The sequence below is a fragment of the Kitasatospora sp. NPDC029367 genome, from assembly GCF_055569135.1.
In genome coordinates, this window is record NZ_JBVHYH010000002.1 from 1 (window position 1) to 15,710 (window position 15,710).

The window sequence follows — 15,710 nt, forward strand, 5'->3', positions numbered from 1 at the left end:
AAGAACATGCCCCACCAAACGGAACACCAGCGAACACACGGAGGATCGCCCCCCCCCCTCACCCCCCTCCAAACCAAACCCCCCGCACGTCAGAGGGGGGGGGGGGGCCCCCGGGGGGGGCCGGGGGGCCCCCCCCCCCCCCCGGTTCCGGGGTCCCGGGGCGCCGCTACAGCCCCAGCGACTTGGCGATGATGCTGCGCATGACCTCGCTGGTCCCGCCGTAGATCCGGAACACCCGGTTGTCGGTGTAGAGCCGGGCGATCGGGTACTCCAGGATGTAGCCGTAACCGCCGTGCAGCTGGAGGCACTTGTCGATCACGGTGGAGGCCGACTCGGTGCAGAACAGCTTCGCGGCGGCCGCGTCCGCGACGCTCAACTCGCCGTCCTGGTAGAGCTCCAGCGCCCGGTCCACCATCGACTGCTGCGCCAGCACCTGGGCCTGGCAGTCGGCCAGGGTGAACTTGGTGTTCTGGAACTCGGCCACCGCCTTGCCGAACACCTTGCGGTCCTTGACGTACTGCAGCGCGAACCGCACCGCCGCCGCGGCCGCCGCGTACGCGCCGACCGCGATCGCCAGCCGCTCCTGCACCAGGTTGTGGGTCAGGTACGAGAAGGCCTGGCCCTCCTCGCCGAGCAGGTCCTCCACCGGCACCTTGACGTCGACGAACGCCAACTCGGCGGTGTCCGAGGTGCGCAGGCCGATCTTCTGCAGCTTGCGCCCGACCGAGTAGCCCGGCGAGGTGGTGTCCACGCAGAGGATGGAGAGCCCGGCCCGGCGGTTCTCCGGGTCGTACGGGGCGGTGCGGGCGACCACCAGGACCAGGTCGGCCAGCACGCCGCCGGTGATGAAGGTCTTGGCGCCGTTCAGGACGTAGTGGGTGCCGTCCTCGGAGAGCCGGGCGGTGGTGGTGATGCCCGCGAGGTCGGAGCCGGCCCCCGGCTCGGTCATCGCGATCGCGGTCATGATGTCGCCGGAGACGAAGCCGGGCAGCCAGCGCCGCTTCTGCTCCTCGTTGGCGTACTCCAGCAGGTACGGCAGCACCAGCCCGGTGTGCACGCCGGAGGAGCCGAAGCTCACCCCCGCGCGGGCGGTCTCCTCGGCGATCACCGCCTGGTACTTGAACCCGCTCTCGCCGGCGCCGCCGTACTCCTCCGGCACCTCGATGCCGTAGACGCCGAGTGCGCCGAGCTGGCGGTAGAAGTCGCGGGGCGGGTGGCCTTCGGCCTCCCAGCTCTCGTAGACCGGGACGACCTCGTTGGCGATGAAGTCCCGGATGGTCTCCCGGAAGGCCTCGTGGTCCTCGTTGAACACGGTGCGGCGCACGGCGGCGCTCCCTTCGACGGTGCCGGCCGGAGGGCCGGCGGAGGCGGAACGTGCCAGGTGGTGGCCCGACAAGTTAATCCCGGGTAGCCTCGACTGTCCAGCGTCGGCGCCCGGGAATCGGGCCCGGGGATCGGGCCCGGGAACGCTGCTCGACGCGGCGGCCAAGTGAATCCTTGCTAGCCTTCGGGCGGAGCTCGGGACGGATGCGGGAGGTGCGCGATGGTGGTCCGAAGGCCGCCCGGCCGGCGCGCCCAGATCCTCGCCGTGGCCGCCGACCGCTTCCACCGCAGCGGCTACCACCAGGTCTCGATGACCGAGGTCGCGGCCGGGGTGGGCATCACCGCGCCCGCCCTCTACCGGCACTTCCGAGGAAAGCCCGAACTGCTGGACCGCGCCGTCCGGTTGGGCCTGGACGCGCTTGCCGACGGCCTACGCGCGGCCGGCAGCACCGCCGAACTCGGCGCCGCACTGGCCGCCGTGGCGGTCGCCCACCGCCCGCTCGGCACCCTGGTGCAGCGCGACGCCCGACTGCTGCCGCCGGCCCGCCGGGCCGCACTGCGCCGCGAACTCCGCGCGGACGTCGCCCTGATGGCCGCCGTGCTGCGCGCCGAACGGCCGGAACTCTCCGCCCCGGACGCCGAGTTGCTCTGCTGGTCGGCGCTCTCCGGCTGCGCCGGGCTGTCCTACCAGTCGGTCGCCCCGCAGCCCCGCCGGGCCGAGGCGCTGCTGCGCGAACTGGTCGCGGCCGTGCTCGCGGTCCCCCTGGACGACACCGCCCCCGGCCCCTCGCTGCCCACCGGCGAGGGGTCCCGGCCGAGGCCGCAGGCCCGCCGCGAGGAGCTGCTCGCCGCCGCCGTCCGGCTGTTCCACCAGCGCGGCTTCGACAACGTCAGCACCGATCAACTCGGCGCCGCCGTCGGCATCTCCGGCCCGAGCGTGTACCGGCACTTCGACAGCAAGGCCCAGCTGCTCGCCGCCTCCCTGGTGCGCAGCCGGGAGCGGCTCTGGCACGAGGTGGACGGCGCGATCTCGACGGCCGCCGGGCCGGCGGAGGCGTTGGCGGCCGGGCTGGGCGCGTACGTCGACTTCGCGCTGCGCAACGGCGACTACCTGGGGGTGATGCTGAGCGAGACCGAGCGGCTGGCCCCGCCGGACCGCCGGGCCGCGGTGGACTTCCGGCGGGACTTCCTGCGCACCTGGGTGGGGCTGCTCCGGCAGGTGCGCCCGGAGTACGACGCGGTGACCGCCCGGATTCGGGTGCACGCGCTGTTCTCGCTGGTCAACGACGGGGTGCGGAACCGTCCGTACAGTGCCCGGCCCGACCTCGGCGACTGCCTACGGCGGATCGGTCGGGCGGTGCTGGGCGTGGCTGCCTAGCCTCGGAGCACCCGGGAGACGGGGTGGGCCGGGGGCCCGCCACCGTCGGAACGGCGGCGGGCACCCGGCCCCGTGCGGTGCGACCGGGGGCGGACCCGGTCGGCGCGGCTAGTAGAGGACGTGCGGGTAGTAGACCCGGGCGTCGAAGTTGCCGTTGCCCTGGAGGGCACCGACGTTCCCGCTGTTGCCCGCCACGGCGAGGCCGTTGTTCTGGTTGCTCGCCCCCGAACCGGTGGCGGTCTGCTGGGTGTTGACCACGTTGCCGTTGACGGTGCCGATGACGTTGCCGGAGCCGACGTTGCTCACGACGCTGCCGTTGGAGTGGTCGGTCGCGCCGGCGCCGTTGTCGGCGTGCGCGGTGGCGGCGCCGACGCCGACGAGGAGGAAGGCCCCGAGGGCGGTGACGGCGGCGGCTGCGCGAATACGGGACACGCTGGTCTCCCTGAGCTGGAGGTGCGAATGTGGCGCGATCCGGAGTGGCCGCTCCGTAGCGCCGTTGCCTGACGTCGCACGCTCAGCATTCACCAGTGGCGTGGACGAACTCCACCAAACGGGTGGCATTTCCCTCGATGGTGGGGGAGTGGTCAATTCCGCATTGACCAGAATCCGTCATTCCGTCTGATGCATAGAAAGAAATGGTCGACGGATTGTCGCACTGGCACACTGAGGACCCATGTCTGAAGGTGTCCCGACCGAGCCCACCCCGACCGACGACGTGCGCACCACCGAGGTCGACCTCGGCGGCCTGGTGAACGTCCTCGCCACCCACCTCTACTCCACGCCCCTGGTCGCGCTGCGCGAACTCGTCCAGAACGCCCACGACTCGCACACCCGCCGGCTCCTGGAGGACCCGGACGGCGAGCACCGGCCGCGGATCCGGGTACGCGCCGACGCCGCGCGGCGGACCGTCGCCATCGAGGACACCGGGGCCGGCCTCACCGAACCGGAGATCCACGCCTACCTCGCCACCGTCGGCACCGGCTACACCCGGATGCTGCGCGAACTGACCGGGAACCAGGAGCTGATCGGCGCCTTCGGCCTGGGCTTCCTCTCCGCCTTCTCGGTCGCCGACGAGGTGACCGTCACCACCACCTCGCACCGCGAACCGGGGCTCGGCCACCGCTACCGCAGCCGCGGCGGCGAGCAGTACCGGGTCGACCCGGTCCCCGCCCGCCCGGAGCCCGGCACCGTCGTCGAGCTGGCGCTCAAGGCCGAGCACGCCCACCTCGCCGACGAGCACGCCCTGCGCGAAGTCCTCGGCCGCTACTGCGTCCTGCTGCCCGTACCGGTCCACGTCGGCGACGACGAACGGCCCGTCAACGCCGTCCAGGTGCCCTGGCGCCAGCGTGTCGACGGCGACCAGTACGCCGCCCGGATGCGCTTCGCCACCGCCTTCGGCCGCCGCTTCGAGCCGCTCACCGCCTTCCCGGTGCTGCCCGTCCAGGGGGACGCTGCGGCCGACGGTACGGCCGAGGCCCCGGCCGCCGGCGCCACCGACGCGGTCGGCCTGCTCTGGGTCCAGGACGGCGGTTCCTACGGCAGCAGCGACAACCGCGACCTCGCCGTCTACCTGCGCGGCATGCTGCTCGCCGAGGACGCCCGCGACCTGCTGCCCAGCTGGGCCGGCTTCATCGGCGGCGTGATCGAGTCCAGCCGGCTCACCCCCACCGCCAGCCGCGAGGACCTCCAGCGCGACGAGCACTACCGCGCGCTGCAACGGGCCCTCGCCGACGCCGTCGTGGACGGCCTGTACGAGACGGCCCGGCTGCGGCCCGCCGTCTGGCGCCGGATCCTCACCCGGCACGGCCAGGAGCTGCTCGGCGCCGCGCTCTGCGACGACCGGCTGTTCACCCTGCTCGCCGACGACGTCCCGGTGCCCACCTCGCAGGGCGACCTCACCGCGGGCGGCCTGCGGGCGGCCGGCGGGGGCGCGGTGCACGTCGCGCTCGGCAGCGGCGGCGGCTTCGAGGAGATGCTGTACCGGGCGATGCGCGTCCCGATCGCCCGCGGCGACCGCTACGCCGTACTGCCGTTCCTGCGCCGCTACGCCCAGTTGCGCGGCTGCCGGCTGGTCGAGCTGGGCCGCGAGCAGGGCAACCGGGAGCTGTTCCGGGACCCTGAGCGCCCGCTGCCGCCCGAGGAGGCGGCCTGGCTGTCCGGCGCCCTCGCCGACCAGGGCGAGCAGCTCGTCCCGGCCCGCTTCGACCCGCCCGGCCTGCCGCTGGTCCTGGTGCCCGACCGGGAGGCCGAGTTGAAGGCCCGGATCGAGGACGACCAGGCCGACGCCCGGATCCCGTCCGCCGCGCTGCGGCTGGCCCGGGCGTTCACCGCCCGCACCGACGGCGCGGTCAAGGCCCGGCTCTACCTCAACCTGGACTGCCCGGCCGTACGGGACCTGCTCGCCGCCTACCGCACCGGGCACACCGGCAGCGCCACCGCGGCCGGGCTGCTCCGCTCGCTCAAGGTGATCATGGCGGCGGCCTCCACCGGCCCCGCCGAGGGGGACCTCGGCGCCGCGCTGGCCGGCATCGGCACCGCCGTCTCCGCCCTCACCGCCGCCGTCCCGGCCGGCCTGCCGGACGTCCCGGACAGCCCCGGCGCGCTCCGGGACGAGGCGTGACGGACGGCGGCCCGGCCGACGCCCCGGTAGACGCCCGGGCCGACGCCCCAGTGGGCACATCGACGGGCACCCGGCCGGACGGGCCGTCAGCGGCCCGCGCCAGACCACACACCAGCACGACACAGGGGGACCAGCCATGACCACCGACATCTGGGCCTGGGTGCGCGACACCCACCAGCAGCTGCGCGAAGCCGGCCACGCGCGGCTCGCCGACGCGATGTACGAGCTGCCCGAACACGCCACCGAGGGCCGCAACGAGCAGCTCGACGCGGTCTTCCCGGAGGCGGTCGCCGCCGCGCGGGCCCTCGGCCTGCCCTGGGTCGAGGTCTACCTGCGGCACTGGCGGATGCAGAACCTGCTGAACAAGCGCCAGCAGGGCGAGTCGGTGATGCCCGAGGCGGTCGACCTGCTGGAGTTCGCCCACCGGGAGGAGACGGCCGGCTGCCCGCAGTCCGTCTGCGTGGTACAGGACTTCGCGATCTGCCACGCCCGGGTCGACGGCCCCGGGTACGTGACCGAGCGCCTGGAGGTGGTCGGCGAGACGCTGGACCGGATCGAGCCCGGCCGGGCCTGCTTCGACTGCCTCTCCCGCGAGTACTCCGACGCCCTGGAGGACGACGGTCGGGCCGCCGACGCGCTCGCCCACCTGGACACCGCCGCCGCCCGGATGCAGGCGGCCGGCCAGCAGGTCTCGCTGCGCTTCCACCGCGCCCGGGCCGGCACCCTGCACCTGCTGGGCCGGCACGAGGAGGTGCTCGCCCTGCTGGACACCACCGACCGGACCGCCAGGGCCCGGGGCGAGGAGCTCGACGAGAGCGACCGGCGCTGGGGCGCCCTGCTGCGGGCCCGCGCGCTCGCCTCGCTCGGGCGCACGCCGGAGGCGCTCGCCCTGCTGCCCGCCCGGGCCGAGGCCGAGCGGCACGCCGACCTGCGCGAGACCTGGACCCGGACGGTCGAGCTGCTGGTCGCGGCCGGGGCCTGGGAGAACGACGCCGAACTGGGCGCCGTGCTGGCCGGCTGGGTCGGCTACCTGGACGCCACCGGTTCGCACCGCCCCTGCGTGGACCTGCTGCTGGCCGCGGGCCGGCTGGCCCTCGCCCGCGGCGCCCGTACGGTGGCGCTCACCCTCGCGGCCACCGGGGAGCGCAAGCTGGCCCAGCTGCGCCGCACCGAGGGCGTGGCCGGGGAGGTCGCAGCCCTGCGTACGGCTGCCGAGGCGCTGCCGGTGCCCGAGCTGCCCGTCCCGCCCGGCGAGCTGGCGGCGTACCTGGCCGAGGCCGAGATGCCGGTCGAGCCCGGCGCGGACCTGCTCGCCGTCGCCCTGGAGCGGTACCGGGGCGAGCCCGCCGGCGCCACCGGGCTGGCCGTGCCGCTGGCCACCGTGCTCGGCGGGCTGGGCCACGCCCGGGCCGCCGCCGACCTGCTGTGGCGGCGACTGGACGCCGACCCGGGCAGCGAGCAACTGGTCGGCACGCTCGGCCAGTTGCTGATCGAGTCCGGGGACGCCGAGGGGATCCGCCGGCTCGCCGACCGGCTGGCCGCGACCGCCCCGGCCGACGCGCACTGGATCCGCGCCCGCTGGGCCGCCGCCGAGGGCCGCTGGGCCGAGGTGCTGGAGCAGTGCGGGGCGATCCTGGCGCTGGAGGCGAACCGGATCAACACCCGCCGGCTGGCCGCGGCCGCCGCCACCGAACTGGGCGACCACGCCACCGCCCAGCGTCTCTACCAGGAGCTGCTGGAGCACGCCCTGCCCGCCGAGGAGGCGGGGGAGGAGCAGCTCCACCGGACGGTCCAGGAGTCCGACCTCTGGCACCTGATCACCGCGGCCACCGCCAACCGGGACTGGGCCGTGGTCCGCTCCACCGGCGCCCGGATCGGCATCGAGTTCGACGAGCCCGAGGGCCCGGTGGACGAGGAGTGGCAGCTGGTCACCGTCCGCGCCACCCGCACCAACGGTTCGACCGCCGACCTGCCCGCCGTCCGCACCGGCCCGGCCACCGCCCGGATCCTGCCGGTGCTCGGCGACGACCTGACGCTCAACCACGGCGACGTGGTGGTCTTCGCCCCGGCCCTGCTGGAGGCCCCGCCGGCCGAGGACGCCCCGGAGCAGGAGCGGGCGAGCTGGCGTCCCGTCTTCGCCCTGCTGACCCTGCTCGACCCGGCGGGCTTCACCACGTACTGGATCGACGGCGCCTGGCCCGGCGACGAGGCCTGGTCCGGCTTCCGGGACGACCTGCGGGCGGCCGGCTACGCGGTCTGGGCGTACAGCGGGGAGCAGTACCGGATCACCGACCCGGCGGAGGACGACGGCTCGCTGCCCGGCATCTACGCCGCGCTCGGCGTCCCGCCGACCGCCTCGGCGGAGGCGGCCGACGCGCTGCTGCACCGGCTCACCGCCGACTGGGCGCACCCGCTGGCCTGGCTCGACCTGGCCGACGCGGCCGGGGCGGACCTCGGCCGGCACACCGGGATCGTCGAGCGCTACGACCTCTGAGCCGCCCGGCTCCCCGCCCGGTCCCCTACCCAGCGCCCGGTCCGCACCGCCGGGCCGGGCGGGGAACCATCGTCACCCCTGGCGAGTCTTTGTCATTGCTTTACCTTTGCATTGCCAAGACTCGACCCCTCCAGGAGCGCCCGCACCGTGACCAGCATCGCCCTCGGCCCGTCCTGGCTCGATCCGACCACCCTGATCTCCACCTTCGGCCTGATCGGGATCCTGGCCATCGTCTTCGCCGAGTCCGGCCTGCTGATCGGCTTCTTCCTCCCGGGCGACTCGCTGCTGTTCACCACCGGCCTGCTGGTGGCCGGCGGGACCTACCTGCACCAGCCGCTCTGGCTGGTCTGCGCGCTGATCGTGCTGGCCGCGATCGCCGGGGACCAGGTCGGCTACCTGTTCGGCCGGAAGGTCGGGCCGGGCCTGTTCCGCCGCCCCGACTCCAGGGTGTTCAAGCAGGAGAACGTCGAGAAGGCCGCCGCCTTCTTCGACCGGCACGGCCCCAAGGCGATCGTGCTGGCCCGCTTCGTGCCGATCGTGCGCACCTTCACCCCGATCGTCGCCGGGGTGAGCAGGATGAACTACCGCGGCTTCGTGCTGTTCAACGTGGTCGGCGGGGTGCTGTGGGGCGCCGGGGTCACCGTGCTCGGCTACTTCCTGGGCCGGATCCCCTTCGTCCGGGACAACATCGAGGCCATCCTGGTCGGGATCGTGCTGGTCTCCGTGGTCCCGGTGGCGGTCGAACTGCTCCGGGCCCGCCGTTCCGGAGCGCGCGACACCGCGGGTCGGCGCGCCGGGTAGGCGTCCGGGAGCGCCACCGCCGGACGTCGCGTACATGTGCGTCCGGCTGTTCGATCAGGCAAGGTGTATCCGGAGATCGAACGGTGGCCGGACGGCCACCAGGGGTGGCGAGGAGCGGAAGTGCCTAAGCGGGGCCGACCGGGTGCGGGCAAGCGGGCGAGGGGAGGCCGGGCGGTCCGCCAGGTGCGGCAGACACCGCCGAAGCCGGTGCACCCCGCCGACGCGCCGCCCACCGAGGGCCTGCTCGGCTACCCGGCCCCGGTCGTCGAGCCCACCACCGTGGTGCCGCTGGTCCCGCCCGTAACGGAGACCAAGGGCCTGCTGACCCCCGAGCCCGCGCCCGAGCCCGGGGCCGGGGCGCCGCCGGAGCCGCACCCCGAGCTGACCATCGACCTGCGCCCCCGGGACGCTGTCCCCGGGGAGCCGCCGGCCGGGCACCCGGCCCCCGAGCGCGGTGAGCGCGGTGAGCACCCCGAGGGCCGTGAACACCCCGAGCGCCGCGAGCCCCCCGAGCGCCCCGCGCCCGCCCGCCCGCCGCGCCGCCGCTCGGTCGCCGAGGACACCCTCACCCCCGAGGAGTGGCGCGCCGCCGGCTACACCCCGCCCACCGGCATCCCGATCCCCGAGCTGACCGCCGGCGCCCCCGGCGAGGCGCCCTGGCCGGACCGGATGCGCACCCTGCTGCGCACCCCGATGTCCGAGCGCCCCGCCTTCGAGCGCACCGCCCGTGAGATGCACCCCTCGGCGGCCGTCGCCCGCAACGTCCCCCGCATCCTCGACCTGACGCTGCGCATCGGCGAGCTGCTGCTGGCCAGCGGCGAGGCCGCCGAGGACGTCGAGGCGGCCATGCTCGGCATCGCGCACGCCTACCGGCTGGACCGCTGCGAGCCGCAGGTCACCTTCACCCTGATCGGCATCTCGCACCAGCCCTCGCTGGTCGAGCCGCCGGTCACCGCCGACCGGGTGGTGCGCCGCCGCACCTCCGACTACACCCGGCTGAACGCGGTCTACCAGCTGGTGGCGGACATTACCGCGGAGCAGGTGACGGTCAACGACGCCTACCGCCGGCTCGCCGCGATCCGCCGCAACCGGCACCCGTACCCGGCCTGGTTCCTCGCCCTGACCACCGGTCTGCTGGCCGGTGCGGCGACCTTCCTGGTCGGCGGGCGGCTCGACGACAAGGCCTGGCTGGTCTTCGGCAGCGCCTTCGTCGCGGCCGTGCTCGGCGACCGGCTGGCCTCGGCGCTGGCCAGGCGCCGGCTGCCGGAGTTCTACCAGTTCGTGGCGGCCGCGATGCCGGCCGCCGCGTCCGGGATCATCCTGTCCTTCAACGACTGGGGCCTGCGCGGCTCGGTGGTGATCACCGGCGGCCTGTTCGCCCTGCTGCCCGGGCGCGCCCTGGTCGCCGCCGTCCAGGACGGCCTGACCGGCTTCTACATCACCGCCGCGGCCCGGCTGCTGGAAGTGATCTACCTGGTCGCGGGCATCGTGATCGGCGTGATCATGATCCTCTACCTGGGTGTCGGCTTCGAGGCCAAGCTCAAGCCGGACGAGAGCCTGGTCGGCATCAGCTACCCGCCGGTCCAGATGGTCGCCGCGATGGTGCTGACCCTGGCCTTCGCCACCCTGCTGCAGACCGACCGCCGCACCCTCGCCCTGGTCACCCTCAACAGCGGCATCGGCTGGGCCAGCTACGGCGCGCTGGTGTACAACGCGCACGTCAACCCGATCGCGGCCACCGGGGTGGCGGCCGGCCTGGTCGGCCTGTTCGGCCAGCTGATGGCGCGGGCCCGGAACGGCTCGGCGCTGCCGTACGTCACCGCCGCGATCGGCCCGCTGATGCCCGGTTCGGCGCTCTACCTCGGGATGCTGGCCTTCGCCCAGGGGCACTCCAGCACCGGCCTGGTGTCGGTGTTCCGGGCGGCCGCGATCGCGATGGCGCTGGCCATCGGGGTGAACCTCGGCGGGGAGATCGCCCGGCTGTTCCTGAAACTGCCGGTGGGCGCCGAGCTGCCCTCGCTCTACCCGGCGATGCCGCGCCGGGCGGCCAAGCGCACCCGGGGGTTCTGACCGCGCGTTGAGCCCGGTGGCGGATTCCGAGCGGGATCCGTGTTGGGCGGCTGTTGGGCCCCGGGCCATGTCACGGCAGGCAGGACGCAGGACCAGGAACGAAGGTAAGACCCATGACGACCATGCTGGACAGCTACCGCGAGCACATCGTCAACACGCACAAGCAACCGCTGTTCCTGCTGCTGGTCGGCTTCATCACCTCCTTCGTCTTCATCCGGTTCAGCGTGCGGATGATCCGCGCCAAGGTGCGCTGGTGGCCCGGCAACGTCACGCCCGGCGGCCTGCACATCCACCACATGGTGTTCGGTCTGGGCTTCCTGCTGGTCGGCGGCATCGGGGTGTTCGCCACCTACGGCGACACCCCGTGGATCGACTGGTTCGGGCTGGCCTTCGGCATCGGCTGCGGCCTGGTGCTGGACGAGTTCGCGCTGATCCTGCACCTGGACGACGTGTACTGGAGCGAGCAGGGCCGCAAGTCGGTGGACGCGGTGATCTTCGGCATCCTGTTCACCGCCCTGCTGCTGATCGGGTACGTGCCGCTCGGCGTGGTGCCCGGCGAGGACACCCGGTGGGGCCTGATCACCGTCATCTCGGTGAACGCGCTGGCCTCGGTGATCACCCTGCTCAAGGGCAAGGTGTGGACGGGGCTGCTCGGGATCATGGTCCCCGGCCTGTCCTGGATCGGCGCGATCCGGCTGGCCCGCCCGAGCAGCCCGTGGGCCCGCTGGCGGTACACCACGCGCCCCCGCCGCCGGGCGCGGGCGCTGCGGCGCGAACGCCTGCTGCACGGGCGTGCGGACCGGGCCCGCACCTGGCTCTTCGACCTGATCGCCGGCGCGCCGGACAAGGTGCCCGCCAACCACCCGGCCGCCCACCGGGTCGCCGAGCGGATGGCCGCCAGGGCCTCCGCCCACCTCGACGCGCACGCCGCCCGGGCCCTGGCCCGCCGCCAGGCGCGGCTGGCCGACCGCCGCTCGGCCGCGGTCGCCGGTGCGCCGGCGAAGGCGCCGGCGGCGCACCCGCAACCGTCCGAGGGGCCCTCCGGGGGCGTGCCGGCCCGCTCGGCCGGGGCCCGGCAGCGCCGCCGTACGGTCCGCGCCGGGCGCAGCCGGACGTACGCGGTCGGTCCGACCGGTCTGGAACGTCGCCCCGGCCGACACCCCCACCTACGGACGAAGACCCGCCGGATCCACCGCTAGTTCGTATACCTTGTGCGCCTGGGTGGCGGTGACGCCCAGTCGGATCATCGGATGGTCACCCGGCCGGCGGAGCGCGTTCGAGGTGTGAAAACCCTCCGAGTTGAGAACATGATCGGCGAGTGACCGTTCTGTCATGTGATGGGATGATTCGTCGGATTCCCCGCCGCCTCGACCGCAGCCCCGGAGGCCGCGCGCCGCCCGGCCTCCGCCGTCGTCCCCTCCGGACCCGTGAGAAGGGATGTCTCGTGGCGCGCAGGATCCTGCCGACCCTCCTGTTGTCCCTCACCGCCCTGCTCGGGCTGCTCCCCGGCGCCCAGGCCGCCCCGGTGCAGCCGGAACCGGGGCACCCCGCCCCGGCGCAGGCCGAACCGGCGCAGCCCGCCCCGACGCAGCCCTCCCCGGTGCAGGCCGAACCGGCGGCCGGAGCGCCCCCGGCCGGTCAGGACCCGTACCCCTCCACCGAGGAGATCGACCGCTCCCGCGCCGAGGCCGACGGCAAGGCCGCCTCCGCCGCCGCGCTGGAGACCGCGCTCACCGCCGCCCGCACCGAACTCGACCGGGCCGCCCGCGGCGCCGAACAGGCCGTCGAGGCCTACAACGGCGCCCAGCTGGCCCTCACCCGGGCCCGCGCCGAGGAGGCCGCCGCCAACCGGCGCGCGGCCGCCGCCGAGGCCGAACGCTCCGAAGCCGCCGAGGACGCCGCCCGGCTCGCCGCCGAGACGTACCGGCAGGGCGCGGGCGCAGAACTCTCCGCCCTCAACGCCCTGCTCGGCGCCCACGGCCCGCGCGAGGCGGGCGCCCGCGCCGCCGTGGTCGGCGTGGTCAGCGAACGCACCCGGCAGATCCTGGACGCCGCCACCTCCACGGCCGCCGCCGCCCGCACCGCCTCCGCCGCCGCCCGCACCGCCACCGCGGCCGCCGAGAAGGCCGCGACCGAGGTCGGCGCGGCCAGGACCAGGGCCGAACAGCGGCTCGCCGCCCAGCGGACCGAGGCCGCCGCGGCCGGCCGGCATCGGGAGCAGCTGCTCGCCGAACTCGCCGCCGCCCGCAACACCACCGTCGAGCTGGAGCGCAAGCGGCACGAGGCCCTGGAGGCGATCGCCGCCCGCGAGGCCGAGGCGGCCGCCCGGGCCGCCGCCGACCAGGCCGCCCGCGAGGCCGAAGCCGCCGCGGCCGAGGCCGCCAGGACCCAGGCGCCGCCGCCCGACTCCCGCCCCTGGTCGGCCGAGGGCGCGGCCGCCGCGATCGCCTTCGCCCGGTCCAAGATCGGCCTGCCCTACATCTGGGGCGGCGAGGGGCCGGAGGGCTACGACTGCTCCGGGCTGACCATGATGGCCTGGCGCGAGGGCGGCAAGCAGCTCAACCACTTCGCCGCCGACCAGTACGCCCAGTCCACCCCGGTCAGCTACCGCCAGCTGCGCCCCGGCGACCTGGTCTTCTGGACCGACACCGGCCGTTCCGCCGACATCCACCACGTCGGCCTCTACATCGGCGACGACCAGATGATCGAGGCCCCGCGGGTCGGCATGCCGGTCAAGCAGGCCAGCCTCTGGATCATGGGCACCCCGGACTACTACGCCCGGCCGTAGTGCGTGTCTGACGATTCCCGCCGGGCGGGAGCGGTCCACGGACCAGTGAACACCCTGCCGCCGCCCGCCGTCCCGGCCCCCGCCACCCGCCGTTCCGGCCGCCGGTGTCGGTGGCCTCCGTTAGCGTGGCCGCTCCGACCACTCGTGAGGAGGCACCGTGCGGCTGAGGAACGTGGCAGCGGGTGACGTCGAGGCGTACGTCCGGATGCGCTGCGACGAGGCGATGATGGCCGAACTGGGTGGCCCGCTGCCCCGGGAGCAGGTGGAGGCGCGGCTGCGCAAGGACCTCCGGCTGGTGGCGGAGGACAGCGCCTGGATCAAGGTGATAGTGCCGGACGCCGCCGGGACCGACGGCGCCACGGCCGACACCGACGGGGCCGACGGCGGCGAGGCGGCGGGCGTGGTGACGCTCTGGCAGGACGAGGAGGACGGCGTGACCGTCTCCGAGATCGGCTGGATGGTGCTGCCCGGGTTCCAGGGCCGCGGCCTGGCCAAGGCGGCGGTCCGCCGGGTGCTGGACGCCGCGGCGGCGGACGGCCGCTGGGGCGAGGTGCACGCCAACCCGGGGACCACCAACGGCCCGTCCAACGGGATCTGCCGCGCGCTCGGCTTCCGGCTGCTCGGCGAGCGGGACCTCGGCTTCGGGGACCGCGTCCTGCGCACCAACCACTGGGTGGTGACGCCGGGCGAGCACCGCCGGGGGTCGGACACGGATTAATTGGGATGCTCCTCCCCGGACGCCGCCCGTACCGTGGCCGGATGCACAACGACACTGATCACACGGCCTCCGAGACCGTCGACGGGATCCAGATCCGGGCCGTATCCGTGGACGAAGTGGAGGAGTGGAACCGGGCGCTGAACTTCGGCTTCCTGCGCCCGTTCGCGGGCGTCGCGCTGGACCTGCGCCGCCGGCAGTGGCAGCCGGGCCGGATGGTGGCCGGCTTCGACGGGGACCGGCAGATCGCCACCTTCCGCAGCTTCGACGTCGAACTCACCGTGCCCGGCGGAGCCGTGGTCCGGGCCGACGCGATCACCAACGTCACGGTCAGCGCCACCCACCGCCGCCGGGGCCTGCTCAGCGCGATGATGCGACGCGACCTCGCCGCGGCCGCCGAGCGCGGCTGCGCCGTCGCCGTCCTGATGGCCGCCGAGTACAACATCTACGGCCGGTTCGGCTTCGGCCCGGCCACCCGCGCCGGCGGCTGGGACATCGACCTGAGCCGCACCCGGGGTCTGCGCGAGGGCCTGCCGGGCGTGCCCGGCGGCCGGACCGACTTCGTGACCCTGGCCCAGCACGCCGAACTCGGAGCCGAGCTGTACGACCGCTGGCGGCTCACCCAGCCGGGCGCGATCACCCGCAACGAGGTCTGGTGGGAGCGCCGCACCAACCGGATCCAGGTGCCGGGCGACAGCTTCAAGGAGCCGTTCACCGCCGTCCACCGGGACGCCGACGGCGCGGTCACCGGGATGGTCGTCTACCGGGTCGAGAACAAGTGGGACGGCGCCAACCCCGACGCCACGCTCACCGTGGACGAGTTCATCGCCCTCGACCTGCCCACCGCCGTCGAGCTGTGGCGCCTGGTGCTGAGCGTCGACTGGGTGCGCAGGGTCGTGGTGGAGGGTCTCGCCCCGGACGACCCGCTGCCGCTGCTGCTCCAGGACCCGCGCGCGGCCACCCCGCGCAAGGGCAACTGCGACGCGATGTGGCTGCGACTGCTGGACGTCGAGGCCGCCTTCGGCGCCCGCTCGTACGGTGCGCCCGGCCGGGTGGTGCTGGAGGTCGAGGACAAGCTCGGCTACGCCTCCGGCCGCTTTGCGATCGAGGTCGCCGAGAACGGCACCGGCCGCTGCGTCCGAACCACCGACGACGCCGATCTCGCCCTGGACGCCTCGGAGTTGGGCTCGCTCCAGCTGGGCGCCGAGACGGTCCCGCGGCTGGCCGCGGCCGGTCTGGTGACCGAGCTGCGCCCGGGTGCGGCGGCCGCCGCCGACCTGCTGCTGCGCACACCGCTGCGGGCCTGGACGCCGACCGACTTCTGAGCGGCCGGAACGCCGGCGCCAGGAACGGCAGTGCCAGGAACGCCGGTGCCAGAAATGCCAGCGCCAGGAGCGCCAGTGCCAGGAACCACGCCGGAGGGGGGGGGGGGGGGGGGGGGGGGGGGGTCGTCCCTCCCCCCCCCCCCCCCCCCCCCCCCCCTCTGCGCCGATCTTCTCTCCTGTGGGCGGGGGGGGATTA

At 74.7% G+C, this 15,710-nt stretch carries 11 protein-coding genes; 9 read left to right on the forward strand and 2 right to left on the reverse strand.

The window, feature by feature from the left end:
- Positions 1 to 166: 166 nt before the first annotated feature.
- On the reverse strand, positions 167 to 1,324 hold the full coding sequence (locus tag ACZ4W5_RS02235; RefSeq protein WP_465652220.1) for an acyl-CoA dehydrogenase family protein: 1,158 nt from the start codon (positions 1,322 to 1,324) through the stop codon (positions 167 to 169).
- A 219-nt stretch (positions 1,325 to 1,543) separates the two neighbouring features.
- Between ACZ4W5_RS02235 and ACZ4W5_RS02240 the strand changes: the two genes are divergently transcribed.
- Positions 1,544 to 2,701 (forward strand): TetR/AcrR family transcriptional regulator, encoded by a 1,158-nt coding sequence (locus ACZ4W5_RS02240; protein WP_465652222.1) that lies wholly within the window; start codon positions 1,544 to 1,546, stop codon positions 2,699 to 2,701.
- Positions 2,702 to 2,809: 108 nt separating this feature from the next.
- On the opposite strand, the gene ACZ4W5_RS02245 is transcribed toward ACZ4W5_RS02240, so the two are convergent.
- On the reverse strand, positions 2,810 to 3,133 hold the full coding sequence (locus ACZ4W5_RS02245) for a hypothetical protein (protein ID WP_465652224.1): 324 nt from the start codon (positions 3,131 to 3,133) through the stop codon (positions 2,810 to 2,812).
- A 241-nt stretch (positions 3,134 to 3,374) separates the two neighbouring features.
- Between ACZ4W5_RS02245 and ACZ4W5_RS02250 the strand changes: the two genes are divergently transcribed.
- From ACZ4W5_RS02250 to ACZ4W5_RS02285, 8 genes are all read left to right on the forward strand, one after another.
- On the forward strand, positions 3,375 to 5,321 hold the full coding sequence (locus ACZ4W5_RS02250; protein WP_465652226.1) for an ATP-binding protein: 1,947 nt from the start codon (positions 3,375 to 3,377) through the stop codon (positions 5,319 to 5,321).
- 136 nt (positions 5,322 to 5,457) lie between these two features.
- Complete coding sequence (locus ACZ4W5_RS02255; protein ID WP_360226399.1) at positions 5,458 to 7,815, forward strand: hypothetical protein; 2,358 nt, start codon at positions 5,458 to 5,460, stop codon at positions 7,813 to 7,815.
- A gap of 147 nt (positions 7,816 to 7,962) precedes the next feature.
- A complete protein-coding gene (locus ACZ4W5_RS02260) occupies positions 7,963 to 8,616 on the forward strand; it encodes a DedA family protein (RefSeq protein WP_465652229.1) in 654 nt (217 codons plus the stop codon).
- 120 nt (positions 8,617 to 8,736) lie between these two features.
- Positions 8,737 to 10,686, forward strand: a complete 1,950-nt coding sequence (locus ACZ4W5_RS02265; RefSeq protein WP_465652231.1) for a threonine/serine exporter family protein — start codon at positions 8,737 to 8,739, stop codon at positions 10,684 to 10,686.
- Positions 10,687 to 10,799: 113 nt separating this feature from the next.
- Positions 10,800 to 11,885: a hypothetical protein gene (locus ACZ4W5_RS02270; protein ID WP_465652233.1), complete on the forward strand. Its 1,086-nt coding sequence runs from the start codon at positions 10,800 to 10,802 to the stop codon at positions 11,883 to 11,885.
- Between the two features lie 245 nt (positions 11,886 to 12,130).
- On the forward strand, positions 12,131 to 13,474 hold the full coding sequence (locus ACZ4W5_RS02275; RefSeq protein ID WP_465652235.1) for a C40 family peptidase: 1,344 nt from the start codon (positions 12,131 to 12,133) through the stop codon (positions 13,472 to 13,474).
- A 157-nt stretch (positions 13,475 to 13,631) separates the two neighbouring features.
- Positions 13,632 to 14,192: a GNAT family N-acetyltransferase gene (locus tag ACZ4W5_RS02280; RefSeq protein WP_465652237.1), complete on the forward strand. Its 561-nt coding sequence runs from the start codon at positions 13,632 to 13,634 to the stop codon at positions 14,190 to 14,192.
- A gap of 41 nt (positions 14,193 to 14,233) precedes the next feature.
- Positions 14,234 to 15,514, forward strand: a complete 1,281-nt coding sequence (locus ACZ4W5_RS02285) for a GNAT family N-acetyltransferase (RefSeq protein WP_465652239.1) — start codon at positions 14,234 to 14,236, stop codon at positions 15,512 to 15,514.
- Positions 15,515 to 15,710: the final 196 nt, after the last annotated feature.